The sequence below is a fragment of the Pseudotabrizicola sp. genome (assembly GCF_030684215.1).
GTDB lineage: Bacteria > Pseudomonadota > Alphaproteobacteria > Rhodobacterales > Rhodobacteraceae > Pseudotabrizicola.
The window spans coordinates 1-23,961 of sequence record NZ_JAUXOV010000024.1 but is presented as its reverse complement, the minus strand read 5'-3'; the positions used below and the strand labels follow the sequence as shown (position 1 = coordinate 23,961).

Sequence of the window (23,961 nt, the reverse complement as noted above, 5' to 3'; positions counted from 1 at the left end):
TCAAGACCTTTAGGGCCGACAACCGACGACGGAAAGCGTTTTCGTCGTCTCAGGCCTTGTTCTAGGTCAAAAACGCGACCAGGTGTCGCGGTTCGGCGCATTCTGGTCGATCAAATAGCGATGCGACAGGGGGATTGCCGCTGCCCCAAGCACTCGGGCATTGGCCCCGACGGTGCCCTGACGGATCGCGGGCGCATCGATTCCGGCCAGATCCAACGCGTGCAGGGCATCATGTGTGCGGGTTGTCAGCGCAGCCCGGATCGCTTTCGGCATCCAACCGTCAATCAGCACCGCTTCCAACTCGATGAGCGCCGCCGCAGACAGGATGGCATGGGCCAGGCCATGCGCCGCGCCGTCAAGCCAGGCGTCCAGCACGGCCGGGCTGACCCGCCATTCCTCATGCTGTGCCCACAGGTGATCAGACGACTCGCCCGCCGCCTCCATCGCGGTTGCCAGTGCCGACATCGATGCCACATCCAGCAATCTCCGGGTCTGGCCGTCTGGGCCGGGTACCGGGATAGGGCCAACACCCGCCGCGTTTCCGCTGCGCCCGGTGAAAAGCTGACCGTTCAGCACCAGACCACCGCCGATAAAGGTGCCGAAATAGAAATACAGAAAATCCTTGGGCCGCTCGCCCGTGCCAAACACCAATTCTGCCCCGCAGGCGGCGGTGGCATCATTTTGCACAAACACCGGAAGACCAGACAGCGCGGCCAGCTCGGCCTGAATATCGCGGTGTTGCCACGCGTCCATCTCCGATTGCGGTGCGCCGATGGATTGAACCCAGTTCCACAACTGAAACGGCATCGCCACCCCAAGCCCGCCAATGCGCCCGCGCAGGTGTTCGGGTAGATCCGCGATCAGACGGGGCAGGCTGGACGCGACAAAATCAACCACCGCCCCCGGAGTAGGGTAGCGATAAACTTGCCGTTCCAGCCGCATAACCCGGCCCAGAAAATCCACCAGCATCAGATCAGCCGACCTCCGCCCGATCTTGAGCCCGAAAAACAACGCGCCCTCGGCTGCCAGCGACATGGGAATCGACGGCTGGCCGATGCGGCCGCGCTGCGGCGTGCCGCGTTCCAAAAGCCCGTCTTGTTCCAGCGCCCGCATGATCACCGATACGGTTTGCGCCGAGAGACCCGTCATCCGGGCGATGTCGGATTTTGCAAGCGCTCCGTGCTGGCGCACCAGCGTCAGCACAAGCCGTTCATTCTGCGCACGCATCCCCGATTGGTTGGTGCCGCGCAGCACCGGATCTTCGCTTGGCGTGCGGTCGGTCGAAACTGAGGCATCGCTAAGAGAGGTCATCTGTTTTCCCTGATCACGCCTTTACGCAGAATGATGTTCGCATAGAGCGCCATTTCGCTGCTGGCAACGATGGTATGCGCCATTCTTATGCGCGGATACAGCGCTGCACCATCCAGCGCCTGCACGGCATATCCCGGTTTCAACCGCCCGCACAGCGCCTCTATCTCATGGTGAAATGGTCCGGCCTGTTCCGGGTTGTTGAACAGGCTGGCGCGACAAATGGCAAAGGGCGCATCATCATCCAGCGGCAAGACGGTCAGGATCGCGCCCAGCAGCGGCAGCAGTCCATGACCATCGGCACGGATCAGACGGCGTGCGTGGTCTTGCGCAGGGTAATTGCCATCGACAATGGCAATTTCATCGCCATGTCCCATGGCGCGCAGTGTGGCCAGAAGATCTGGCCCCAGAATGGGTGGTATTCCAATCAGCATTGTTCCTGTTGCGCCCGGCGCTTTGCCAGACGCATCCTCCCGGTCTTAGGTTGACGAAGATTCCTTCGGTCTGTCAATATTAAATCACTCTTATTTATTTATATTGACGCAAGACCCCGAATCGGGTTTTGTAGGGATACCGCAGCAGGAGGATCGGCTGCGCAACAAACTTGCAGCAGGGGTATAAGCCCCTGATATCCTTGGGAGGAACCGCATGAAACTTTCGATGAAAGCCCTTTTGGGCTCGGCTGCACTTGTGCTGATGGCAACAACTGCCTCGGCGCAAACCAGCGCTTGCCTGATCACAAAGACCGACACCAACCCGTTCTTCGTGAAGATGAAAGAAGGCGCTGAAGCCAAGGCTGCGGAACTGGGTGTGACGCTCAAATCCTACGCTGGTCGCATTGATGGCGACCATGAAAGCCAGGTTGCAGCGGTTGAGGCCTGTGTGGCCGATGGTGCCAAGGGCATCCTGATCGCCGCATCGGACACCAAAGCAATTGTCGACTCGGTCAAGGCTGCCCGCGACGCTGGCGTTCTGGTTATCGCACTCGACACTCCGCTTGACCCGATTGACGCCGCAGATGCGACCTTTGCGACCGACAACTTTCAGGCTGGTCTGCTGATCGGTCAGTGGGCAAACGCCACGCTGGGCGCCGAAGCCGCCAATGCCAAGATCGCACTTCTTGACCTTGCCATCAGCCAGCCGTCGGTTGACGTTATGCGCGATCAGGGCTTCCTGCAGGGCATGGGCATTGATCTGGCCGACCCGAACAAATGGGGCGACGAGACCGATCCACGCATCGTTGGCAACGAAGTCACAGCTGGCAACGAAGAAGGCGGCCTGAAGGCCATGGAGGCACTGCTGGCCAAAGACCCCGATATCAACGTGGTCTACACCATCAACGAACCATCGGCTGCCGGTGCCTTCGAGGCGCTGAAAGCGGCTGGCAAAGAAGGTGTGCTGATCGTTTCGGTTGACGGGGGCTGCCCCGGCGTCAAAGACGTTAAGGAAGGCGTAATCGGCGCGACCTCGCAGCAGTACCCGCTGCAAATGGCGGCGCTGGGTGTTGAGGCGATTGCGCAGTTTGCGGCAGACGGCACCAAGCCTGCCCCGACCGAAGGCAAAGCGTTCTTTGATACGGGCGTCGCCCTGATCACCGACAACCCGGTTGATGGCGTCGACTCGATCGACACCACAAAGGGAATGGAACTGTGCTGGGGCTGATCCCCGCATCGGTGAAACACCGCAGTTGATTTGCGGAGTTTCTTGACCTCAAACTAACGTTCAAGGGCGGCCATCGCGCCGCCCTTATCATGGCCATAGCACAGCAGCGACCGTTGTGCCGGGGGAGGGATAATATGTCATCAGATACAAAAACATCGTCCAGTTTTGAAGAGGGGCTTAAAGGCGCTTCAGATAAAGTGGCCGAGTTTCACGAAGAAAAAAGTGCGTTGAAAAAGCTGCAGCACTGGCTGCACCAGACGCCTTCGGCTGTGCCGATGATCGTGCTGGTGCTGGCGTTGATCGTGTTTGGTTTGCTGTCCGAGAACTTTTTCAAGGCCGGAACGCTGTCGGTGATCTTGCAACAGATCGCCATCGTCGGAATCCTGGGCTGCGCGCAGACCATTGTGATCCTGACTGCGGGCATTGACCTCTCGGTTGGCGCGATTGCGGTGTTTTCTTCGGTGCTGATGGGTCAGATCACCTTTCGCTTTGGCCTTCCGGCGGAACTGGCCATTCTGATCGGTTTGGTTCTTGGCACCGGGATGGGGGCGGTTAACGGCTTCTTGATCGCCAAGATGAAACTGCCGCCCTTTATCGCGACGCTTGGCACGTGGCAGATCCTGCTGGCATCGAATTTTATCTTCTCGGCGAATGAGACGATACGATCTTCCGATATCGCGGCGCAGGCCCCGGCGTTACAATTCTGGGGCAGGTCGATCCAGCCGGGCGGGATTAAGGTTCTGTATGCCGTGTTCCTGATGATCGCGCTGGTCGCCGTCATGGCATGGATTTTGCGCAACACCGCTTGGGGCAGGCATGTTTATGCCACGGGTGATGATCCGCAGGCGGCCGAACTGGCAGGTGTACCGACGGCCAAGGTGCTGATCCAGGTCTACGCGCTGGCAGGCTTCTTTTGCGCCATTGCCGGCTGGGTGATGATCGGACGATTCGGTTCGGTGTCGCCCACCGCATCCACCGGGCAGTTGGGCAATATCCAGTCAATCACGGCTGTGGTGATCGGGGGTATCTCGCTGTTCGGTGGCCGTGGGTCCATCGTGGGCATGTTCTTCGGCGCCCTGATCGTCGGCGTGTTTGAAATGGGCCTGCGCCTTGTTGGCACCGACCCGCAATGGACGTTCTTCCTTATCGGCGTGCTGATCATCTTTGCGGTCGCCGTGGACCAGTGGATCAGAAAGGTGGCAAGCTGATGGAACCGCTTCTGAAAGGTACTAACCTTGTCAAACGCTACGGCAAGGTTACCGCCCTCGACCATTGCGACTTCGAACTTTACCCCGGCGAAATTCTGGCAGTGATCGGCGATAACGGCGCGGGTAAATCGACGCTGATCAAGGCAGTGTCAGGCGCGGTCATCCCCGATGAGGGCGAGATCACGCTAGAGGGTAAGGTGATCAAGTTTGCCTCACCGATCGAGGCACGGGCGGCGGGGATCGAGACGGTCTATCAGACTCTTGCGATGTCGCCCGCCCTGTCGATTGCCGACAACATGTTCATGGGGCGCGAATTGCGCACACCGGGGATCCTTGGATCGGTGTTTCGCAAGCTCGACCGTCCGCGGATGGAGAAATTCGCCCGCGAAAAGCTCAACGAGCTGGGTCTGATGACGATCCAGAATATCAATCAGGCGGTGGAAACCCTGTCGGGTGGCCAGCGTCAGGGGGTGGCCGTGGCTCGAGCGGCAGCCTTTGGGTCAAAGGTGGTGATCCTCGACGAGCCCACTGCGGCACTGGGAGTAAAGGAATCCCGGCGCGTGCTGGAGCTGATCCGCGATGTGCGCAGCCGTGGGATCCCGATCATTCTGATCAGCCACAACATGCCGCATGTGTTCGAAGTGGCTGACCGCATCCACATCCACCGTTTGGGCAAGCGTCTGTGCGTGATCAAGCCCGGCGATTACTCGATGTCGGACGCGGTGGCCTTCATGACAGGGGCGAAACTGCCCGAAGGCATGGCTGAGCAAGCATGACTCCGGCAGGGCTTGCCGATCTGATCAGGCAACGCGCCCAAGGGCAGGGGCGGTTTTTGACCGCCCTTGCCGGACCGCCGGGCGCAGGGAAATCGACATTTGCCGACGCCGTTGTGGCGGCCATTGGCCCCGGTGCCCGCGTCGTTCCGATGGATGGGTTCCACTATGATGATGCCGTCCTGACGGCGCGTGGTCTGCGCGCGCGCAAAGGCGCGCCAGAGACCTTTGATGTGGCTGGTTTCGTCAGCTTGATCCGTCGTCTGCGTGATGAGGCCGAAGTTGCCATCCCGGTCTTTGACCGCCAGATGGAGCTGTCACGTGCGGCGGCGGATGTGGTGTTGCCCGACGACCGCTTTCTGTTGGTGGAGGGCAATTATCTGTTGCTGAATGACGGGCCATGGGCGGCGCTGGGTGGTGCCTTTGACCTGACAGTCTGGATCGACGTGCCCGAGGCAGAACTTGACCGCCGCCTGATGCAGCGCTGGGCGCATCATGGCAAAACCCCTGCGCAGGCGCGCGACTGGATCGACGGCAACGATATGCCCAACATCCGCCGCACCATCGCGCTCTCCCGCCCTGCTGATGTCAGGATAGACTGGCATTAGCCCCCCGTTGCAGCGCTGGCCGCAGACGTGCGGCTCTCTTTCATGACCCCGGCGGCATCGCCTTGCGTTGTTTCGCACGCTCGATCCCCAGTTTGCGCTCGCGCCAGATGATCAGCACGCCCGCAGTGATCACCAGCGCAGCCCCCGCCAGCATGGTGGCGGTAGGCACTTCGTCAAAGAAGAACCAGCCGAACAGAAGGGCAAATAGCATTGAGGCATAGTCAAAGGGGGCCACGACTGACGCATCGGCGCTGCGGTAAGATGAGGTCAGGAAAATCTGCCCCAAGCCGCCGATCAATCCGGCGGTCACCAGAAGGGCTGCCTCGGTTCGGGTTGGCCACACCCAGCCATAGGGCAGGGTGAGCAGTGACAAAAGCGTTGCGGTGACGGAAAACCAAAAGACAATTGTGGCGGTCTGTTCGGCCTGCACCAGTTTGCGCACGAACACCTGTGCCAGCGCCGCAAAGACCGCACTGCTCAGTATCATCATCGCGCCAAGCGCCTCTGCGTGGTTGGCGCCGCCGCCCAGCACACTCAGGCGCGGTGAGACGACAATCAGCACGCCGACCATGCCAAGCACAACGCAGGTGATGCGAAAGGCACGCACCTCTTCGCCCAGAAACATTGCGGCAAAGATTACGGTCAGCAGCGGTGCGGTGTAGCCGATGGCCGTCACTTCGGGCAGCGGCAGATAAGCAAGCGCTGCAAAACCAAGCCCCATGGATGTGGTTCCCATCAGGCCACGCCAGAAATGCCCGAACGGGTTGCGGGTGCGCAGTCCCGTTGACAGCTCGCGCCGCCATGTCAACCAGATCAGAATGACCGGAATGGCAAAGAACGAGCGGAAAAAAACCGCTTCGCCCGGCGGAACATGGGCCGACGTGGCCTTGATCATCGCCGACATCGTGATGAACAGTAGGACCGAAATCAGTTTAAGGGCAATGCCACGCAACGGGTTCATGATGGTGCTATCGTGGCTGGTCTGAAGCAGGGCCGCAAGGGGTGCGATTGTTCTGGCCACAATCGCGGCTTTCCTGTTCCGCCCGGCTCTGCTTTGCTGGCACGAAAGGAGTCGCCCATGCCACACATCGCCCCCAAAGCCCCGCTCGCCGCCCGTATTGCCCAAGGACGGGGGGGCGAGCCTGCCGATCTGGTTCTCAAAGGTGGACAGGTGTTTGACCTGATCACCGGGGAATTGGTGCGGTCGGATGTGGCCATCTGCGGCGATACCATTGTGGGTGTGTTCGGAGATTACACCGGGCGGCGAGAGATTGATGTGTCGGGCAGAATACTGGTGCCGGGGTTCATCGACACGCATTTGCATATCGAGTCGTCCCTGGTCACCCCGTTTGAATTTGACCGCTGCGTTGCCCCGCGCGGTGTGACAACGGCGATCTGTGATCCACATGAGATTGCAAATGTCTGCGGGATCAAGGGCATCGCGTATTTCCTTGAGGCGTCTTTGCACTGCCTGATGGATATTCGGGTGCAACTGTCATCTTGTGTGCCATCGACCCATATGGAAACCGCTGGTGCCCGGCTGGAGGCGGCGGATCTGTTGCCACTGATCGACCACCCACGCGGGATCGGACTTGCTGAATTCATGAACTTCCCCGGCGTTCTGATGCAGGACGCGGGCTGCATTGCAAAGCTGGAGGCTTGGCAGGGGCGACATATTGACGGCCATGCGCCGCTTTTGCGCGGGCATGACCTGAACGGATACATCAGCGCAGGGATACGGACCGAACATGAGGCGACGACCGCTGAAGAAGGCTTGGAAAAACTGCGCAAAGGGATGCGGGTTTTGATCCGTGAGGGGTCAGTTTCAAAGGACCTGCACGCGCTGGCGCCCTTGCTGACTGAACGTCACGCACCCTATCTGTGCCTTTGTACCGACGACCGCAACCCGCTGGACATCGCCGAGCATGGCCATCTGGATTATATGATCCGCACGCTGATCGGTTTGGGCTGCCCACCGCTGGCGGTGTACCGCGCGGCGTCGCTGTCGGCGGCAGAAGCCTTCGGTCTGAAGGATCGCGGATTGATCGCGCCGGGAAAGCGCGCGGATATCGCAGTGATTGATACGCTAGAAGGCTGCCACGCATCGCTGGTGCTGGCCGGGGGGGTGGTGGCCGATCCGGCGGCTTTTGCGGCGCGCGCCACCGTCGCGCCGGTGGCGCGCGCCTCGGTCAAGGCGCGTCAGGTTGCGCCTGCTGATTTCCGCACAGGCGGAAACCGGGTCGAGACGCCGGTGATTGGCATTCTGCCCGGCAAGATCATCACCGAGCATCTGACGTTCGGGATCGCGCCTGAAGACGGCGACAAGCGCCCGGATATAGACCGGGATCTGGTCAAGATTGCCGTGATCGAGCGGCATGGGGTGAATGGCAATATGGCCACCGGCTTTGTGAAGGGCTTTGGCTTGAAGCGGGGGGCGATTGCGTCAACCGTGTGCCATGACCATCACAACATCGCTGTGGTGGGGGCCGATTACACGGATATGGCGCTGGCGGCCAACCGGCTGGGCGAGATCGAGGGTGGGTTTGTGGTGGTCGAGGGCGGTCAGGTGCTGGCGGAACTGGCTCTGCCGGTGGCGGGGCTGATGAGTCTTGAGCCGTTTGAGGCGGTGCGCGATGCATTGATCGGTTTGCGCGCGGCGGCAAAGGGATTGGGGGTAGAGCTTGAAGAGCCGTTCCTGCAGCTGGCATTCCTGTGTCTGCCGGTCATTCCGCATCTGAAGATCACGGATATGGGGATGGTGGATGTGGACCGGTTCGAGGTGATACCGTGACCTGTCGGGCCGGAGCGGCCTCGGGGGGCATCGAGCCCCCGCTCGGCCGCGCCTGTTCGTCCCGCGGTGTGCCTGAGGCTGGCCGGGGCCTCCGGCGGGAGTATTTCGCAAGCAGCAAGCCGAGGGCCTGCGCATGATTGACAAGCTGGAGATGTTCATTGCTTTGGCGCGGGCGCGGCATTTCGGGCGTGCGGCGGAGATGTGTGGCGTGACCCAGCCGTCGCTTTCAGCAGCGATCAAGCAGCTGGAGGAGCATCTGGGGGTGCAACTGGTGTTTCGCGGCTCGCGGTTTCAGGGGTTGACGCCCGAGGGGCAGCGGGTGTTGGATCGGGCTCAGGGAATTGTGGCCGAGGCGCGGGGCTTGCGCGATGAGATGCGGTCGGTGAAGAAGGGTTTGGCGGGGAACCTGCGGATTGGGGTCATTCCCACAGCATTGCCGATGGTGGCCCAGCTGACCACACCTTTGACCCGGCGCCATCCGAACGTGTCAGTCACCATTTTGTCGCGCACCAGTGCAGAGATTCTGACCGGAATCGAGCGGCTGGATCTGGATGCGGGGATTACCTATCTGGACAATGAGCCGCTGGGGCGGGTGCTGAGCTTGCCGCTCTACGCCGAGTTCTACCGGCTTGTCTGTGCGCCGGGGACTGCGATGGCTGACCGGTCGCAGGTGCGATGGGCTGAACTTTCCGGTTTGCCGCTGTGCCTGTTGACCGGGGATATGCAGAACCGGCGGATTGTGAACCAGCACCTGGCCGAGGCGGGCGTAAGGGCGGAGCCGGCGGTGGAGGCCAATTCGACCATCGCGCTGATGGCACATGTGGTGTCGGGGCAATGGGTTTCAATTCTGCCCAAGGCATTGGCCGATCTTTTTGCGATGTCCGGTGCTGTGCGTGCGGTGCCGATCATAGAGCCGGAGGCAGAGCATCTGGTCGGGTTGATCGCGGCGCGGCGTGATCCGCCGACACCATTGATCGTCGCGCTGATGGAGGAAGCACGTCGTCTTTCGGTATGATAGTTTTGTCCTATCGTTTGACGGGAAGTTGATATTGAATTGCCTGTTGTTCTGGGTAATCTAGTGGCTGAAGCAAAGCCACGGGGAATGCCATGCTGGATGAGACGGGCCTGTCTGTGCGCGTGACAGAGATTGTGCAGGCGCACCAAGGTGTTGAAGGCGCGCTGTTGCCGATTTTGCATGCGGTGCAGGCCGAATTTGGTCATGTGCCGCAGGCGGCATTGCCGGTCATTGCGCAAGGTGTTGGCGTGACCCGGGCCGAGTTGCATGGGGTTATCTCTTTTTATCACGATTTCCGTGACGCCCCTGCCGGGCAGCAGGTGGTGCGTTTGTGCCGGGCAGAAGCCTGTCAGGCAATGGGCGGTGATGCCGTGGCGGCTGAGGTTCAGGCGCAGCTTGGCCTTGGCTGGCACGAGACCGGCGCTGATGGCGCGGTGACACTGGAGCCGGTGTTTTGTCTGGGCCTGTGTGCCTGTGCGCCCGCGGCGCAGGTCAATGGGCGGCTGATTGGCCGCGTGGATGCGGCAAAGGTTGCCGCTCATTTGGCAAAGGTGGGCGCATGAAGGTTTATGTGCCTTTGGATGCCGCCGCCCGCGCTTTGGGGGCGGATGAGGTGGTGGCAGCGTTGCAGGCCGAGGCGATGCGGCGCGGTGTTGCGCTGGACGTGGTGCGCAATGGCAGCCGGGGGATGGTCTGGCTTGAGCCGTTGGTCGAGGTGGAGACGCCCGCGGGCCGCATGGGGTTTGGGCCGATGGAAGCGGCATCGGTGGCACAGGTGTTTGATGGCGGGCCGCTGGCGATTGGTCTGGTTGAGGACTTGCCTTGGATGAAGGCGCAGACCCGGCTGACATTCGCGCGCTGCGGGGTGATTGACCCGCTTTCGGTGGAAGATTACCGGGCGCATGGCGGTTTTGCCGGGCTTGCCCGTGCGCTGGCCATGAGCGTCGAGGAGCGGCTGGCCGAAGTCACCGCATCGGGGCTGCGCGGGCGGGGCGGCGCCGGTTTTCCCACGGGGATCAAGTGGCGCACGGTGGCGGGGGCTGTGGCCGACCGCAAGTATATCGTCTGCAACGCCGATGAAGGCGACAGCGGCACCTTTGCCGACCGGATGATCATGGAGGGCGACCCACTGTCCTTGATCGAAGGAATGGTGATTGCCGGGATCACAGTGGGCGCGACACACGGTTTTGTCTATCTGCGAAGCGAGTACCCCGATGCGATTGCGGTGATGAACCTGGCAGTTCTGGCGGCACGGGCTGCGGGGATGCTGGGTGCGTCGGTCATGGGGTCTGGCATCGCGTTTGACATGGAAATACGCGTTGGTGCCGGGGCCTATGTCTGCGGCGAGGAAACCAGCCTGCTCAACAGCCTTGAGGGCAAGCGCGGCGTGGTGCGGGCCAAGCCGCCATTGCCCGCGCTTGAAGGCTTCATGGGCAAGCCGACGGTGGTGAACAACGTGATCTCGTTGGCGACCATTCCGGTGATTTTTGAACGCGGGGCGGCGGCTTATGCGGCGCATGGCATCGGGCGGTCGCGCGGGACCATCCCGTTGCAGATCGCGGGCAATGTGGCGCGGGGCGGGTTATTCGAAGCTGCCTTTGGCATGTCCTTGGGCGAGATTGTGGACGATCTGGCGGGCGGCACTGCGACCGGGCGGCCGGTCAAGGCGGTGCAGGTGGGCGGGCCGTTGGGCGCCTATTTCCCCCGCATGCTGTTCGATGTCCCGTTCGGGTATGAGGAATATGCAGGGCAGGGCGGGCTGATTGGCCATGCCGGAATCGTGGTGTTCGACGAGTCCGCCGATATGCTGGCGCAGGCGCGGTTTGCCATGGAATTTTGTGCCATCGAGTCTTGCGGCAAATGCACTCCATGCCGGATCGGCGCGGTGCGCGGGGCCGAGACGATTGACCGGATCGCGCGCGGCGACGCGTCGGCCATCCCGCTGCTGCATGATCTGTGTGACACGATGAAAGCCGGGTCTTTGTGCGCGCTGGGGGGCTTTACGCCTTATCCGGTGTTGTCGGCGCTGACCCATTTTCCAGATGACTTCGCCCGCGTAAAAGAGGCTGCCGAATGAAAGATTTCATCATCCCGGACCGCGATTTCGGCACGCCAGCGGCGAAGTCGAAGACCATGGTCACGCTGACGATTGACGGCTTTGATGTGACGGTGCCGGAAGGCACGTCGATCATGCGGGCGGCGGCAGAGGCGGGTATCTCGGTGCCAAAGCTGTGCGCAACCGACAGCGTGGAGGCTTTCGGTTCGTGCCGGTTGTGTCTGGTCGAGATCGAGGGGCGCAATGGTACGCCAGCCAGTTGCACCACGCCGGTTGCGGCGGGACTCAAGGTTTCCACCCAGAACACCCGGCTGAAAAAGCTGCGGCGTGGGGTGATGGAGTTGTACATAAGCGACCACCCGCTGGATTGCCTGACATGCAGCGCAAATGGCGATTGCGAATTGCAGGACATGGCGGGTGCGGTGGGTCTGCGTGATGTGCGCTATGAGGCCGTGGAAACCCACTTCAAGGCCAAGAACACCAGCGGTGAGGCTAACCCGCAATGGGTGCCAAAGGACGATTCCAACCCGTATTTCACTTATGACCCCGCCAAATGCATCGTGTGCAGCCGCTGTGTGAGGGCGTGTGAGGAAGTGCAGGGCACCTTTGCGCTGACGATTCAAGGCCGTGGCTTTGACAGCCGGGTGTCGTTCGGGGCCAAGACCGACACCGCGCTGACCAGCGATTGCGTATCCTGCGGTGCGTGTGTGCAGGCCTGCCCGACCGCGACCTTGCAGGAAAACTCGATCATCGACATCGGCACGCCGGAACGATCAGTCATCACCACCTGTGCGTATTGCGGTGTAGGGTGCAGCTTCAAGGCCGAGATGCGCGGCGATGAATTGGTGCGCATGGTGCCGTATAAGCACGGCAAGGCGAACCGGGGCCATTCCTGTGTGAAGGGGCGCTTTGCCTATGGCTATGCCACGCACAAAGACCGCATCCTGTCGCCAATGATCCGTGATGCGATCATCGACCCGTGGCGCGAAGTGTCATGGGCCGAGGCGATGGACTTTGCCGCCGACCGGATGCGCGGCATTCAGGCAAAGTATGGCCAGCAGTCGGTGGGGGTGATCACATCGAGCCGCTGCACGAATGAAGAAGCCTATCTTGTGCAAAAGCTGACCCGCGCGGTGTTCATGAACAACAACACCGACACCTGCGCGCGGGTGTGCCATTCGCCCACGGGCTATGGCTTGGGGCAGACATTCGGCACCAGTGCGGGCACGCAGGATTTTGATTCGGTTGAAGAAACTGACGTTGTGATCGTGATCGGCGCAAACCCGGTCAACGGCCACCCGGTCTTTGCCAGCCGCTTGACGAAACGGCTGCGGCAGGGGGCCAAGCTGATCGTGATCGACCCACGCCGCACCGAGATGGTAGAGGGCCCTCATTACAAGGCCGACCATCACCTTGCGCTGACGCCGGGCACCAATGTTGCCGTGATCAGCGCGATGGCGCATGTTATCGTGACCGAAGGCCTGATGGATGAGGCGTTTATCCGCGAGCGTTGTGACTGGGATGCGTTTCAGGACTACGCCGAATTCATCGCAGCCCCGCATCACGCGCCCGAAGCGGTGGAGTTGCTGACGAAGGTGCCCGCAGCGGACGTGCGGGCGGCAGCGCGGCTGTTTGCCAAGGGTGGCAATGGTGCGATTTACTATGGGCTGGGGGTGACGGAACATTCCCAAGGCTCCACCACGGTGATCGGCATTGCCAACCTTGCCATGCTGACCGGCAATATCGGGCGACCTGGTGTGGGGGTGAACCCTTTGCGCGGACAGAACAACGTGCAGGGGTCGTGCGACATGGGGTCGTTCCCGCATGAATTGCCGGGCTATCGCCATGTGAAGAACGACGATGCCCGCGCGGTGTTTGAACGGGTCTGGGGGGTGAGCATCGACAACGAACCCGGCCTGCGCATCCCGAACATGCTGGACGCCGCAGTAGAGGGCACGTTCAAGGGGCTTTACTGCCAAGGCGAAGACATCCTGCAATCGGACCCGGACACCAAGCATGTGGCGGCGGGTCTGGCGGCGATGGAATGCGTGATCGTCCACGACCTGTTCCTGAATGAAACCGCCAACTACGCGCATGTGTTCTTTCCCGGCTCCAGCTTTCTGGAAAAGGACGGCACTTTTACGAATGCCGAGCGCCGGATCAACCGCGTGCGCAAGGTGATGGCCCCGAAACAGGGCTATGCCGACTGGGAAGTAACCCAGTTGTTCGCCAATGCCATGCTTGGCAAGACCGGGGGCGCAGGCTGGGGCTATACGCACCCAAGCCAGATCATGGACGAAATCGCGCTGACCACGCCCAGCTTTGCCGGCGTCAGCTATGAGCGGCTGGAAACGCTCGGCTCGGTGCAATGGCCCTGCAATGAGGCCAACCCCGAAGGCACACCGCTGATGCATGTCGATGGGTTCGTGCGCGGCAAGGGGCGGTTTATCCGCACCGAATATGTGGCGACGGATGAAAAGACCGGCCCACGCTTCCCGCTGCTTCTGACCACCGGGCGCATCCTGTCGCAATACAACGTCGGCGCACAAACGCGGCGCACGGCGAATGTAGTCTGGCATGCCGAAGACGTGCTGGAGGTACACCCCCATGATGCCGAGGTGCGCGGCATCCATCACGGGGCTTGGGTTCGGCTGGCCTCACGCTCGGGCGAGACGACCCTGCGCGCCGAGATCACCGACAAGGTGTCGCCGGGCGTGGTTTACACCACCTTCCACCACCCGGAAACGCAGGCCAATGTCATCACCACCGATTTCAGCGATTGGGCGACCAATTGCCCGGAATACAAGGTGACGGCGGTTCAGGTCAGCCCGTCAAACGGCCCGTCAGAGTGGCAGGAAGACTATGCCGCGCAAGCCGAGCAGTCACGGCGCATCCTTCCGGCGGCGGAATGATGGAAAGCCACGCGCCTGTTCCGCGTTTGTCGTTCTCGGGCGGTGTCGCCCGGGAAAGTCAGCGGAGTTTGCCCGCCGAAGTGGCGGTGGCGCTGTCCTATAACGGGTCTACCCATGCGGTGATGATGGCCACCCCCGCCGATCTGCCTGATTTCGCGCGCGGGTTCACGCGGGCCGAAGGCATCGCCGCGCCTGAGGAGATTGAGCGGATCGACGTGGTGGAAACTCCGCTGGGGATCGACCTGCAAATCTGGCTGGAGGCTGGGGCGGCCGCGCGGCAGGCACAGCGGCGGCGCAGTATGGCAGGGCCGGTGGGCTGCGGTCTGTGCGGGCTGGAGTCTTTGGAAGAAGCGGTGCGCGCGGCCCCAAAGGTGCAGGGTGCGCTGCGGATGACGCCTGCACAGGTGATGGCAGCAGTGGCAGACTTGCCAAAGCACCAACCGCTGCATGACATGACACGCGCCGCACATTGCGCAGCACTTTGGACGTCCAACGGTATTGCGCTGTCACGCGAAGATGTCGGGCGGCACAATGCGGTTGATAAACTCGTGGGCGCGATGGCGCAGACCGCTGACAGCGCCGCGTTGATTCTGACAAGCCGAGTGTCGATTGATCTGGTCCAAAAAGCCTGTGCCGCCGGGTTTTCGGTGCTGATCGCGGTATCTGCGCCGACGGCTGCGGCTGTGCAGATGGCCCATGTGGCGGGCCTTACGCTGATTGCCAATGCCCGTCCTGATGGCTTTGATTGCTATACCCATCCCCATCGCCTGACTGACCCGAAAGAGGTGGCGCATGTCGCTTGAAACCCGTCCGCATGACAAATTGATCGTCATGGCGAACCAGATTGCCAAGTTCATGGAAAGCAAACCCCATGCCGAAGGCATCGAAGGCTTGTCCAGCCATATCAATGATTTCTGGGAACCGCGTATGCGTCGGCAGCTGTTTGAGATGCTGGATGCGGGCGGCGCGGGCTTGCGGCCCTTGGTGCTGGACGCCGCGCCGCTGATCCGCCGCCCCAAACCCTGAGCATTGCCACAGGGGCTTGTCCCAAGGCGTCTGGCGCGTCACTAATGGCGCACCAACCCGAGGGGGATAGCCATGTTTGCCATCGTTACTGCCGGACCATCGGCCATCGGGCGTGCCTTGGTCATGGCCCTTGCCAACGCCGGGTATGATGTGGGTTTCACCCATCTGAACGCGGCAGCGCTGTCGGCTGATCTGGTGGCTGCGGTGGAAAGCACAGGCCGCCGTGCCCGCGCATGGGAGGCCGATGCGGGCGATGAAGCGGCGGTACACCGCTTGCACGCCGAAGCTGTGGATTGGGCCGGGGGCGCGCCCGATGTGCTGGTAAACAACGCGGGCATCCAGACATGGGCCGGGCTGCTGGATCTGCGAGCCGACCAGTGGGATGCGGTAATGCACACCAACCTGCGCGGCACCTTCCTGAACACCCAAGCGGCGGGTCGCGCCATGGTCGCAGCGGGTAAGGGCGGCAGCATTGTCAACCTTGGGTCGGGCTGCAACAAGCTCGCCTTTCCGAAATTGGTGGACTACACGGCCAGTAAAGGCGGGATTGAGCAATTCACCAAATCGGCGGCGGTGGAGCTTGGCCCGCATGGTATTCGCGTCAACTGTATTGCACCGGGGGCCATTGCCACCGAACGCACTGCGGCCGAGGCGGGGGACTACGCGGGCACATGGTCAAAGGTCACGCCGCTGCGCCGGGTTGGCACGCCCGAAGATATTGCCGGGCCTTTGGTGTTTTTGTGTTCCGAGGCTGCAAGTTTCATCACGGGCCAGACGATCTGGGTCGATGGTGGGGTGTTTTCGCAGGCAACATGGCCTTATGAGCTGTGACCCTTGCCGCGCGCTTACGCACGCCTAAATTCGAAACATGACACACACAGCGCTGATCGTGGCCCATGGCCAACCGTCTGACCCGGCACCCGCCGAGGCGTCCCTTGCCGCGCTCGCGGCAGATGTAGCTGCACACCTGCCGGGATGGCGGGTGCTGTCGGCGACGCTGGCCGCCGAAGGCAGGCTTGCCGCGATGGTTAACGAGGCCGGGTTGGCGGGCGGGGTGGTGTATCCGATGTTCATGGCCGATGGCTGGTTCACCAGACAACATTTGCCGGAGCGTCTGGCCAAGGCCTGTCATCTGGCCTTGTTTGGAGGTGCTACTTGCGGGAACGCGGCCTGTGGCGGTGCGGGGGGCTGCGCGCGCTGGTATTGCCTGCCACCTTTTGGACTGGACACATCGGTGCAGACTCTGGCTTTGCGTGTCCTGCATGAAGCGGGTGTTCCGCCGGGGGGCGAGGTTCTGTTGGCCGCCCATGGGTCTGGGCGCAGTGCCGCACCTTCAGATGTGGCCAATGCTGTGGCCTCGCGCCTGAAAGAGGGTTTGCTGCTGTCACGTTGTGACGCCGCATTCATCGACCAACAGCCCCGTCTTGCCGAGGTCAGCGGATTTGGCCCAGACGCCGTTTGCCTGCCGTTCTTTGCCGCCGAGGGCGAGCATGTGACCGATGACCTGCCCGCAGCGTTGGCAGAGGCCGGGTTCACTGGCCGGGTTTTGCCGCCGTTGGGGCGTGATGCGCGGGTTCCGGGGCTTATCGCCACTGCGTTGCGCGCCGGAGCAGAGGCATCAGGCCACTAAGAGCGCATACTGCGCCGTCAAATCGTGGCGGGTTTCATTCCATATGTCTGGCACCAGCGCCGCAATGTCTGACGCCTGCGCCAGTTTTCCAACCTTGATCGCCTGTTCCAAACCTGACAGGGCCGCACACATTGCCGTTGCGCCAAAGATAGGGCAACTGCCAGCCATCAGATGTGCCGCGCGGGCCATTTCGTCATTCGGGCCGGGCTGGGCTTTGATCGCAGCGATTGTCGCATCGCCTTCGGCCAGCATCCGGTTGATCAATGACAGGGCAAGCGGTTGCCCCAAGGTATGCACAAGGTCTTGCAATGCGGTGTTCTGCGGTAACGCGTTGGTGTGGCTGAACAATGGGGCATCGTCCCCCGCGTAGACCTGAGCCCGCAGCGCCTTGCGGGAAACTGGCTTGGTCAGGCAGGCATCCATACCCGCGAGACGAAACCGCTCCAGATCTTCGGGCAGGGCATGCGCCGTCAATGCGATGATCCGCGCCTTGGCCGAAGCGCCGCCTGCGCGGATGCGTCGCGCGGCTTCCAGACCATCCAGACGCGGCATGGAAATGTCGGTGATGATCAGGTCAAATGCGGTCTTTTCTGCCGCGGCCACCCCGTCCTGCCCATCAATCGCCTCGGTAACGCTGTGGTGTTGTTCGCAAAGCATGCGGCGCAGCAGAAAGCGGTTGATGCTGTTGTCTTCGATCACAAGTACATTCAGACGGCGCATGGCGGACGGCAACGGAGTGTCAGAGGTGCGCGGCAAGGTTGGTGCAGTTTGGAATGGTTCTGCGGCTGGCAAGGGCAAGCGCAGCCAAAACACGCTGCCCATCCCCGTCTCGCTTTCCACCCCAATGCTGCCGCCCATGGCCTGCGCCAGCCGGCGCGCAATGCCAAGACCCAGCCCCGTGCCACCTGCCGTGCGCCCGTAAGACGAATCGACCGTAGCAAAATCCTCGAACACCCGGCTGCGGTCTTCTTTTGCGATGCCGATGCCGGTGTCGATGACCCTGATCTCGAAGACCTGAGGTGCAGCGCTGTCTGGGCGCTGGGGCAAACGCTCGGATTCGACGGTGATTGATCCGTCCCGCGTGAACTTGACCGCATTGCCGATCAGGTTCAGCAAGATCTGCTGCAAGCGCCCCGGATCGCCGTGTACGGCGCCCAGCGTGCCGGACAAAGCGACATGCCGGATGGTATTGCCACCCGTGCGGGCAACCCCGGCCTGATTGGCAATACAATCTTCGATCAGTCGATCCAGAACAAAGGGCGTATCAGACAGACGGATCTGCCCGCCTTCAGAGCGCGAAATATCCAGCACAGAGTCGACATGGCCCAGCAGGATTTCGCCTGACACTTCCATCACACGCAGCAATTCGCGCTGCCCTTCGTCCATTGCCGTGTCGCGCATCAGATCCATTGACCCGATCAACCCGTTCAGCGGGGTCCGCATCTCGTGACTCATCACCGCCAGAAAATCAGCCTTGGCCTTTTCCCCGGCCTGCGCCTGCGTCAGGGCCTGTTCCAAGGCTTGCTGAACCTCTTTGCGCTGCGACACATCCCGCAAAAAGTTGACGACCAGCGCCCCCCGGTTCAGGTCGCGCACCGCCAGCGATACCTCAAGTGGAAAAGGTGTTCCATCGGTGCGCTGACCCATGATTTCAAAGCGTTGCGGGCCAGAGCTTGCGGCACGGGTGATAATGTTGCGCAGGCGTGGAACGTAGTCATTCCGGTGCTGGTTCGGAAACAGGATCGGCACGATCCACTTGCCCAGAACCTGATCACGGGTCAGGCCGAACATGGCTTCTGCCACCGGGTTGAATTCGACCACCCAGCCGCCCCGGTTGGTGACAACAATCGCATCTGGCGAGGTGGCAATGATCAGTTGCAGCCGGTCCCCGGCAATCTGGTTTTCCTGCGCCTGTCGTCGGGTCGTCTGATAAAGCCGCGTTGCTGTGACCGCCAGAACCGCCAGCAGTAAAATCGTGGTTGAAATGGCAATTGCCAGAACCAGCAGCGTATCGGACACGCGGGCGCGGGTTTCGTCTGTGCTTGCCGAAAACACCAACAGAGAGTCGAGCGACAGGGCGCGGGCCAGTCGCTGCACCTCGCTGCTTTCGGATTCGATCTGTGGCAATGCCTCACGCAGAACCTCATCAGTCGAATCGACGGCGTTGACCCAACGATCGCTAAAGGCCTGCATGGCCTTTAGCCGGGCCAGTTGTTCGGGCTTCTGAATGAAGTCGGCATACAGCGGGCTTTGCTCCAGCATGTGCAGGCGGCTGTAGAGCACATTGAACCAACGGCGCACCTCAGTCAGGTCTGCCTGATCCAATTGGGCTTTGATCAGGGTGCTTTGCAGGCGCAACACTTCGACCTCGGTCTGCATCATCACCCATTGGCCATTGTCGCTGTCGGCCAGATCCAGAGCTGCCAAACGGTTGCGCACATCAAAAGCAAGCGCTGCAATCAGGGCCAGCAACGCAAAGACTATCCCGACGATAGCCAGATTGCGAAACGGTCCCACGAGGGATATCTGGAATTTGTTTGGAACAATCATCATCGCAAGCCTTGCATCTGCGGGCCAAAGTCAGGCTAAGTTGCATCTTGTGACACGTCTATTCAGAAGTGCCAATTCTTCCCAACGCAAACGCCCGGTGTCGGGCAAAGGATGATTTAGTAGTGCGGATGCTTCTGGCCGACGACCACGACCTGTTCCGCGAGTCGGTTGCTGCGATGGTGTCGGCGGATGGCAAGGTAGAGGTCGTGTCGGTGTCGGGGTTGCAAGCGGCGCTGGATATGCTGGCGAAGCAGCATTTCGACCTTGTTTTGCTGGATTACCAGATGCCGGGTATGAACGGGTTGGAAGGATTGGGGCGTGCGATTAATGCCGCGCCAAAGGTGCCCGTTGCAGTCATGTCCGGTACCACCTTGCGCGATCTGGCCAATGAGGCGCTTGCCTGCGGGGCGGTGGGGTTCGTGCCAAAGACACTGGGGATCAAGGCCATGATTGCCGCCGTCAAGCGCATGGCCGCCGGAGAAATCTTTGCGCCGCTGTCGATGCTGGATGATCCACCGCCCCTTGGCGCGCCGCTGGATGATCTTACCCGGCGGGAACGAGAGGTGTTGGAAGGGATCTGTGACGGCAAATCCAACAAGGAAATCGCGCGTGATCTTGATATTCAGGAAGTGACGATAAAGCTGCACGTCAAAACCCTGACCCGCAAGCTGGGTGCCAAAAACCGCACCCACGCCGCGATGATCGCCCGCGACAGCGGGATGGTCCGCCCTTAGGCTCAGCGGAAGCCGGGGCGGCAGAATTCTGTTCCACTCCCCTTAAAGCCCCGGTTGACCCCGCCCGCGTGTTCCTCTATTTCCAGCATCAGAGCGCGGGCGTTGTGTAATGGTAAGACCTTAGCCTTCCAAGCTAAAGACGCGGGTTCGATTCCCGCCGCCCGCTCCAAGACCCCCTGACATGAAGTGCCAGAGAGTGACAAAAGCCCAACGATTACAGGGTTTTTCGCAACAGTCTTGTGCCAGAACGTGACACAAGATGCCATGACATGACTGCACCCTGTTGGTATCCCTGTTGGTAGGCGCTTCGCGACCGGGGAATCAACATGTCAGCTACCAACAAGTTATCGGCCACGGGACTCAAGAACCTCAAACCTGGCCCCAAGGTCCAAAAGCACACAGACGGGGGCGGCCTGTTCATTCAGGTGGAGGCCAGCGGGTCTAAGCTGTGGCGTCTGGCCTATCGGCACGGCGGCAAGCAAAAGCTGATCTCCCTTGGCGCTTACCCCACTGTGAGCCTTGCCGAAGCCCGCGCCGCCCGTGACGCGGCAAAGGCCACCTTGGCAAAGGGCCTCGACCCGTCCGCCGAACGGCAAGCCGCCAAGGCTGCCGCCGTGGCAGAGATAGAGATAGAGGCCGCCGCATCGGTGCCGCGCCCGACATGGGAAGACGTGGGGCAAGAGTTCCTCCAAAAGCTGAAAGCAGAAGGCAAAGCCGCCCCCACGCTTGCCAAGAACGGGTGGCTATTGGAACGAACCTACCGCGCCTTCGGGTCCACGCCGATTGCAGACCTGAAAGCCCCCGAACTTCTGGAGTTCTTGCGCGGGGTGGAGGCCGAAGGGAAGCACGACACAGCCACGACTTTGCGCGCCCTTCTGGGCCGCGTCTTCCGCTATGGCATCGCAACCGGGCGCTGCGAAGGCGACCCCGCCGCCGCTCTTGCCGGTGCGCTGATCATTCCGCCCGCGCGCCATCACCCGGCTATTCTCGACCCCAAGAAAGTCGGCGGCCTGTTGCGCGCCATCCGGGGCTATGACGGCGAACCGGCAACCCGGGCCGGGCTGTTGCTCTTGGCCTACACCTTCCTGCGCAATGGGGAGGTCAGGCATCTTGAATGGACAGATATCGACTTCAAGGCCGCCCGGATCAGTATTCCCGCCAACCGGATGAAACTGCCGCGCCCGCATATCGTGCCGCTCTCGACACAAGCCGCCTCAGTGCTGGAGGCCATGCGGCCCATCAGCGGGCGCGGCAAGCTGGTCCTGACCAGTCTGCGAACGGACGCGCGGGCCATGAGTGAGAACACCTTGAACGCGGCTCTCCGGCGGCTTGGCTACAGCCAATCAGAAATGGTGCCGCATGGCTTCCGCACCATCGCGTCTACCTACTTAAATGAAATGGGGTGGAATCGAGACTGGATCGAACGGCAGCTTGCGCATGTGGAGGGCAATTCGGTCCGGGCGACCTACAATGCCGCTGAATATTTGGAGGGCCGGGCAAGCATGATGCAGGCTTACGCGGATCATTTCGACAGCTTGGCAGACGCGCTACCATGAATCGAAGCCGCGCCCGTGGGGAGGACAAACCCACGAGCGCGGCGACCTCCACCATAGGGGGACAGACCCTATAGCAGAGCAAGTCAGACGCGACCGGAAACCCGCGCCCGACTATCTTTTAAAAGCTGCCGTTCAACCGAACGCGCAACAGGGCAGCGAGTGACCCGGCTGCTTCGACGGCAACCCCAATTTTCGTGTTGCCGGTGGCCTCGACAGTGACGACCTTCGCTGCATCATCCCAATAGATAACTGCACCCGTGGTGATCACTTCGGCAGCTTTGGGCAACTCGAATACCCCCGCGACCGTCAGCACAACGTCTTGCCCGGCGGCTGCCGAACCGTTGGCTACGCCGAAGATCGCGCCAACCTGGACGCCCGCACCAGAGGCGACGGCAGCGGGGGCAGTGAGGGTCAGTTGCGACCCGGCGGCGATAAAGTTCTTCATGGTTACAGTCCTCTCGACATGCTGAATCGCACGGTATGGGTGGGGCGGCTGCCCTCGATCGTGGACTCGAGTTTCTGAATATATGCGGCAAGGCGGGGGGCATTGGCGGCTTGATATTCCACCCGCTCCCCGTTGCTATCGGTGAACGAAGCCGCAGCCGCCCCCGTAAGGAGGCGGTGCAGCGCCGCTTCGGCATCGGCCAAGAGTTCGGCTTGGGTTGGCATCACAGACCTGGATTCAGGTAGACACCTCGAAAATCCGAAAAAGCGGCACCAAAATCCAACCAAGCCCGGAACTTCATGCCCAAGGTATCCCAAGCCTCCGAACGCTGAATCTGCACCCCCTGCGCACTCGCAAGATAGCCATATTGCAGGCAGGGCAGCCGGGCAGGATCGGCAAAGATCATCCAACGATCATCGGTGATCCGGGGTTCGACCAGAAGCGACAGCTTGCCGGTGAAAGGGTTCACGTCTGCCGTGGTGGCAGCATACAGGGCAGTCAAGAAGGCTTCGGCTTCGGTTTCCAGTTCCGGCCCGACAAGCAGGTATTTCGGCTGCACAGCCACCAGCGTCTTGCCATCCAGACCTTTGACCGCGCGCATGGCTTTACGCGCCGAGTCGACGCTACCGATGGTCAAGCCCGCGCCGGTGCCGATGTTGCCGCGCGAAGCGTGGAACACCGCAACCCCATCCGAAAGATTCGGATTGCTGGTCAACAGATCGACCATGATGTCGGCTTCGGTCGCGGCGGCAGCTTCGGCAAAGGCGCGCGTCATATCGCCAAGCAGTCCGAGATCGCCATTGATCAGGAGTTCCCGCGACACGTTCAAAGCGCGCGCATAAGTGGAAAGCCGGAAGGACTCGCCATTCTCTGCGCGACTGGTCGCGGTGATCTCGCCCGCTTCATTCAACGGCTCCAGCCGCCCGACTTCCCCCAGACGAATGGACGTGGAGTCCTTGAAGTTTGGCAAGGTGCGCTGCCGTGCCAAGGATTTCAGAGGAGAGGCCGCCGCCTGGTAGGTCGCAAGCGCGACCTTGTTCATGGCGTTGCTGACCACAAGCGGGAAGTCCGACGTGGTATGCGCCGCCCGCTGCAAGAGTTCATCGGCAGAAAGGCCGCGCACAGACTGCCCGGAACGAGTCAGGCAAGCCCGGGCAACGTCCAGCATGGACTTTTGCATGTAGGGCCGCACGTCGTCTGCAACGGTGCCGCCTGCCATGCGCACAGCCATAGCGTCCGACTGCCGCCGGGTGATCGTGGCCGGATCGTCATTGCCGCCCGTGGTGTGGGTGCGGATGATCGGGGCCGCCGCGCGGGTGGTCGCAACGTGGTCAAAGATTTCAGCTTTGGCCCGGGTCAGGTCTGAACCCGCGTCAATCAACTGATCAGCGATTTCCGGGGCAAGCCCGGCAGTGTGCACAAGACCGCGAATTTCGGCGCGGCGGGTGGATTCGGTTTCATCAAGAGGCATTTGGGAGTCCTTTTGTTGGGGAGGCGGGGGAGGCTCATTGCGCACCCGGGCCGAAGGGTCGGCGGGTTGCGGGGTTAGGCTCCAGACTCATTGATGATCAAAGCCAGAAGAGGACGGTTGCGGCCAGGGCGACAGCGGAGAGGAAGACCTTCGGGCATCTGTCGTAGCGCGTTGCCACTCGTCGCCAGTCCTTGAGCCTTCCGAACATGATCTCGA

General features: G+C 61.5%; 22 protein-coding genes, 1 tRNA gene and 1 pseudogene. 16 read left to right on the top strand and 8 right to left on the bottom strand.

What is annotated here, in order from left to right:
• Nucleotides 1-66 precede the first annotated feature (66 nt).
• Together Q8K08_RS03060 and Q8K08_RS03055 are read right to left on the bottom strand one after the other, a co-directional pair.
• Nucleotides 67-1,311, bottom strand: a complete 1,245-nt coding sequence (locus Q8K08_RS03060; protein WP_305249174.1) for an ROK family transcriptional regulator — start codon at nucleotides 1,309-1,311, stop codon at nucleotides 67-69.
• Nucleotides 1,308-1,742 (bottom strand): RbsD/FucU family protein, encoded by a 435-nt coding sequence (locus Q8K08_RS03055; RefSeq protein ID WP_304798354.1) that lies wholly within the window; start codon nucleotides 1,740-1,742, stop codon nucleotides 1,308-1,310. The genes Q8K08_RS03060 and Q8K08_RS03055 overlap by 4 nt, the downstream gene beginning before the upstream one ends.
• A gap of 226 nt (nucleotides 1,743-1,968) precedes the next feature.
• Here Q8K08_RS03055 and Q8K08_RS03050 point away from each other — a divergent pair, with 226 nt between their 5' ends.
• The 4 genes from Q8K08_RS03050 to Q8K08_RS03035 all read left to right on the top strand — a co-directional run bounded on the left by Q8K08_RS03050 (nucleotide 1,969) and on the right by Q8K08_RS03035 (nucleotide 5,559).
• A complete protein-coding gene (locus Q8K08_RS03050) occupies nucleotides 1,969-2,970 on the top strand; it encodes a sugar ABC transporter substrate-binding protein (protein ID WP_370870501.1) in 1,002 nt (333 codons plus the stop codon).
• 134 nt (nucleotides 2,971-3,104) lie between these two features.
• Nucleotides 3,105-4,178 (top strand): ABC transporter permease, encoded by a 1,074-nt coding sequence (locus Q8K08_RS03045; protein WP_304797417.1) that lies wholly within the window; start codon nucleotides 3,105-3,107, stop codon nucleotides 4,176-4,178.
• Entirely contained in the window at nucleotides 4,178-4,954 is a 777-nt protein-coding gene (locus tag Q8K08_RS03040; RefSeq protein WP_304797419.1) for an ATP-binding cassette domain-containing protein, read from the top strand. The genes Q8K08_RS03045 and Q8K08_RS03040 overlap by 1 nt, the downstream gene beginning before the upstream one ends.
• Nucleotides 4,951-5,559, top strand: coding sequence for a nucleoside triphosphate hydrolase (locus tag Q8K08_RS03035; RefSeq protein ID WP_304797421.1), 609 nt, complete (start codon nucleotides 4,951-4,953; stop codon nucleotides 5,557-5,559). Before Q8K08_RS03040 ends, Q8K08_RS03035 begins: the two co-directional genes overlap by 4 nt.
• A gap of 40 nt (nucleotides 5,560-5,599) precedes the next feature.
• Here the strand turns inward: Q8K08_RS03035 and Q8K08_RS03030 are convergent, their stop codons facing one another.
• The gene (locus tag Q8K08_RS03030; protein WP_305249268.1) at nucleotides 5,600-6,520 is read right to left on the bottom strand and encodes a DMT family transporter; all 921 of its coding nucleotides are present in this window, start codon (nucleotides 6,518-6,520) and stop codon (nucleotides 5,600-5,602) included.
• 117 nt (nucleotides 6,521-6,637) lie between these two features.
• On the opposite strand from Q8K08_RS03030, the gene ade reads away from it, so the two are divergent.
• The 9 genes from ade to Q8K08_RS02985 all read left to right on the top strand — a co-directional run bounded on the left by ade (nucleotide 6,638) and on the right by Q8K08_RS02985 (nucleotide 16,989).
• A complete protein-coding gene (gene ade / locus Q8K08_RS03025; protein WP_305249173.1) occupies nucleotides 6,638-8,350 on the top strand; it encodes an adenine deaminase in 1,713 nt (570 codons plus the stop codon).
• A gap of 133 nt (nucleotides 8,351-8,483) precedes the next feature.
• The gene (locus Q8K08_RS03020; protein ID WP_304798000.1) at nucleotides 8,484-9,365 is read left to right on the top strand and encodes a LysR family transcriptional regulator; all 882 of its coding nucleotides are present in this window, start codon (nucleotides 8,484-8,486) and stop codon (nucleotides 9,363-9,365) included.
• A 92-nt stretch (nucleotides 9,366-9,457) separates the two neighbouring features.
• Nucleotides 9,458-9,928, top strand: coding sequence for a formate dehydrogenase subunit gamma (locus tag Q8K08_RS03015; RefSeq protein ID WP_304797998.1), 471 nt, complete (start codon nucleotides 9,458-9,460; stop codon nucleotides 9,926-9,928).
• Entirely contained in the window at nucleotides 9,925-11,442 is a 1,518-nt protein-coding gene (locus Q8K08_RS03010) for an NADH-quinone oxidoreductase subunit NuoF (protein WP_305249172.1), read from the top strand. Before Q8K08_RS03015 ends, Q8K08_RS03010 begins: the two co-directional genes overlap by 4 nt.
• Nucleotides 11,439-14,333 (top strand): formate dehydrogenase subunit alpha, encoded by a 2,895-nt coding sequence (gene fdhF, locus Q8K08_RS03005; RefSeq protein ID WP_305249171.1) that lies wholly within the window; start codon nucleotides 11,439-11,441, stop codon nucleotides 14,331-14,333. The genes Q8K08_RS03010 and fdhF overlap by 4 nt, the downstream gene beginning before the upstream one ends.
• Nucleotides 14,330-15,136 (top strand): formate dehydrogenase accessory sulfurtransferase FdhD, encoded by an 807-nt coding sequence (gene fdhD, locus Q8K08_RS03000; RefSeq protein ID WP_305249170.1) that lies wholly within the window; start codon nucleotides 14,330-14,332, stop codon nucleotides 15,134-15,136. The genes fdhF and fdhD overlap by 4 nt, the downstream gene beginning before the upstream one ends.
• Nucleotides 15,126-15,359 carry a formate dehydrogenase subunit delta gene (locus tag Q8K08_RS02995; RefSeq protein WP_304797990.1) on the top strand — a complete coding sequence of 78 codons (234 nt, stop codon included), beginning with the start codon at nucleotides 15,126-15,128 and terminating at the stop codon, nucleotides 15,357-15,359. Before fdhD ends, Q8K08_RS02995 begins: the two co-directional genes overlap by 11 nt.
• Nucleotides 15,360-15,431: 72 nt before the next feature.
• Complete coding sequence (locus Q8K08_RS02990) at nucleotides 15,432-16,190, top strand: SDR family NAD(P)-dependent oxidoreductase (RefSeq protein ID WP_304797988.1); 759 nt, start codon at nucleotides 15,432-15,434, stop codon at nucleotides 16,188-16,190.
• A 37-nt stretch (nucleotides 16,191-16,227) separates the two neighbouring features.
• Complete coding sequence (locus tag Q8K08_RS02985) at nucleotides 16,228-16,989, top strand: CbiX/SirB N-terminal domain-containing protein (RefSeq protein ID WP_305249169.1); 762 nt, start codon at nucleotides 16,228-16,230, stop codon at nucleotides 16,987-16,989.
• Here Q8K08_RS02985 and Q8K08_RS02980 read toward each other — a convergent pair.
• Complete coding sequence (locus Q8K08_RS02980) at nucleotides 16,978-19,539, bottom strand: ATP-binding protein (protein WP_305249168.1); 2,562 nt, start codon at nucleotides 19,537-19,539, stop codon at nucleotides 16,978-16,980. The two genes, Q8K08_RS02985 and Q8K08_RS02980, sit on opposite strands and share 12 nt — an antisense overlap.
• Nucleotides 19,540-19,667: 128 nt before the next feature.
• On the opposite strand from Q8K08_RS02980, the gene Q8K08_RS02975 reads away from it, so the two are divergent.
• The 3 genes from Q8K08_RS02975 to Q8K08_RS02965 all read left to right on the top strand — a co-directional run bounded on the left by Q8K08_RS02975 (nucleotide 19,668) and on the right by Q8K08_RS02965 (nucleotide 21,829).
• Complete coding sequence (locus Q8K08_RS02975) at nucleotides 19,668-20,273, top strand: response regulator transcription factor (protein WP_322573444.1); 606 nt, start codon at nucleotides 19,668-19,670, stop codon at nucleotides 20,271-20,273.
• Between the two features lie 95 nt (nucleotides 20,274-20,368).
• Nucleotides 20,369-20,442, top strand: a tRNA-Gly gene (locus Q8K08_RS02970).
• Nucleotides 20,443-20,599: 157 nt separating this feature from the next.
• Nucleotides 20,600-21,829 (top strand): integrase arm-type DNA-binding domain-containing protein, encoded by a 1,230-nt coding sequence (locus tag Q8K08_RS02965; protein WP_305249167.1) that lies wholly within the window; start codon nucleotides 20,600-20,602, stop codon nucleotides 21,827-21,829.
• Between the two features lie 118 nt (nucleotides 21,830-21,947).
• Here Q8K08_RS02965 and Q8K08_RS02960 read toward each other — a convergent pair whose 3' ends face one another.
• The 4 genes and pseudogenes from Q8K08_RS02960 to Q8K08_RS02945 all read right to left on the bottom strand — a co-directional run.
• Nucleotides 21,948-22,274, bottom strand: coding sequence for a DUF2190 family protein (locus Q8K08_RS02960; protein ID WP_305249166.1), 327 nt, complete (start codon nucleotides 22,272-22,274; stop codon nucleotides 21,948-21,950).
• A 2-nt stretch (nucleotides 22,275-22,276) separates the two neighbouring features.
• The gene (gene gpW / locus Q8K08_RS02955) at nucleotides 22,277-22,498 is read right to left on the bottom strand and encodes a gpW family head-tail joining protein (protein ID WP_305249165.1); all 222 of its coding nucleotides are present in this window, start codon (nucleotides 22,496-22,498) and stop codon (nucleotides 22,277-22,279) included.
• Nucleotides 22,498-23,745, bottom strand: coding sequence for a Mu-like prophage major head subunit gpT family protein (locus Q8K08_RS02950; RefSeq protein ID WP_305249164.1), 1,248 nt, complete (start codon nucleotides 23,743-23,745; stop codon nucleotides 22,498-22,500). Before Q8K08_RS02950 ends, gpW begins: the two co-directional genes overlap by 1 nt.
• A gap of 97 nt (nucleotides 23,746-23,842) precedes the next feature.
• Nucleotides 23,843-23,961 (bottom strand): annotated as a pseudogene (locus tag Q8K08_RS02945) (IS5/IS1182 family transposase); the annotation flags it as partial.

Bases quoted from the DNA above. Each gene is read 5' to 3' on its own strand.
- gpW (WP_305249165.1), bottom strand. From the start codon at position 22,498: ATGCCAACCCAAGCCGAACTCTTGGCCGATGCCGAAGCGGCGCTGCAC.
- Q8K08_RS03010 (WP_305249172.1), top strand. From the start codon at position 9,925: ATGAAGGTTTATGTGCCTTTGGATGCCGCCGCCCGCGCTTTGGGGGCG.
- Q8K08_RS02995 (WP_304797990.1), top strand. From the start codon at position 15,126: ATGTCGCTTGAAACCCGTCCGCATGACAAATTGATCGTCATGGCGAAC.
- Q8K08_RS03060 (WP_305249174.1), bottom strand. From the start codon at position 1,311: ATGACCTCTCTTAGCGATGCCTCAGTTTCGACCGACCGCACGCCAAGC.
- Q8K08_RS03045 (WP_304797417.1), top strand. From the start codon at position 3,105: ATGTCATCAGATACAAAAACATCGTCCAGTTTTGAAGAGGGGCTTAAA.
- Q8K08_RS03055 (WP_304798354.1), bottom strand. From the start codon at position 1,742: ATGCTGATTGGAATACCACCCATTCTGGGGCCAGATCTTCTGGCCACA.
- Q8K08_RS02975 (WP_322573444.1), top strand. From the start codon at position 19,668: ATGCTTCTGGCCGACGACCACGACCTGTTCCGCGAGTCGGTTGCTGCG.
- Q8K08_RS02960 (WP_305249166.1), bottom strand. From the start codon at position 22,274: ATGAAGAACTTTATCGCCGCCGGGTCGCAACTGACCCTCACTGCCCCC.
- Q8K08_RS03020 (WP_304798000.1), top strand. From the start codon at position 8,484: ATGATTGACAAGCTGGAGATGTTCATTGCTTTGGCGCGGGCGCGGCAT.
- ade (WP_305249173.1), top strand. From the start codon at position 6,638: ATGCCACACATCGCCCCCAAAGCCCCGCTCGCCGCCCGTATTGCCCAA.
- Q8K08_RS03030 (WP_305249268.1), bottom strand. From the start codon at position 6,520: ATGAACCCGTTGCGTGGCATTGCCCTTAAACTGATTTCGGTCCTACTG.
- Q8K08_RS02990 (WP_304797988.1), top strand. From the start codon at position 15,432: ATGTTTGCCATCGTTACTGCCGGACCATCGGCCATCGGGCGTGCCTTG.
- fdhD (WP_305249170.1), top strand. From the start codon at position 14,330: ATGATGGAAAGCCACGCGCCTGTTCCGCGTTTGTCGTTCTCGGGCGGT.
- Q8K08_RS03050 (WP_370870501.1), top strand. From the start codon at position 1,969: ATGAAAGCCCTTTTGGGCTCGGCTGCACTTGTGCTGATGGCAACAACT.
- Q8K08_RS02980 (WP_305249168.1), bottom strand. From the start codon at position 19,539: ATGATTGTTCCAAACAAATTCCAGATATCCCTCGTGGGACCGTTTCGC.
- Q8K08_RS03015 (WP_304797998.1), top strand. From the start codon at position 9,458: ATGCTGGATGAGACGGGCCTGTCTGTGCGCGTGACAGAGATTGTGCAG.
- Q8K08_RS03040 (WP_304797419.1), top strand. From the start codon at position 4,178: ATGGAACCGCTTCTGAAAGGTACTAACCTTGTCAAACGCTACGGCAAG.
- Q8K08_RS03035 (WP_304797421.1), top strand. From the start codon at position 4,951: ATGACTCCGGCAGGGCTTGCCGATCTGATCAGGCAACGCGCCCAAGGG.
- Q8K08_RS02965 (WP_305249167.1), top strand. From the start codon at position 20,600: ATGTCAGCTACCAACAAGTTATCGGCCACGGGACTCAAGAACCTCAAA.
- Q8K08_RS02950 (WP_305249164.1), bottom strand. From the start codon at position 23,745: ATGCCTCTTGATGAAACCGAATCCACCCGCCGCGCCGAAATTCGCGGT.
- Q8K08_RS02985 (WP_305249169.1), top strand. From the start codon at position 16,228: ATGACACACACAGCGCTGATCGTGGCCCATGGCCAACCGTCTGACCCG.
- fdhF (WP_305249171.1), top strand. From the start codon at position 11,439: ATGAAAGATTTCATCATCCCGGACCGCGATTTCGGCACGCCAGCGGCG.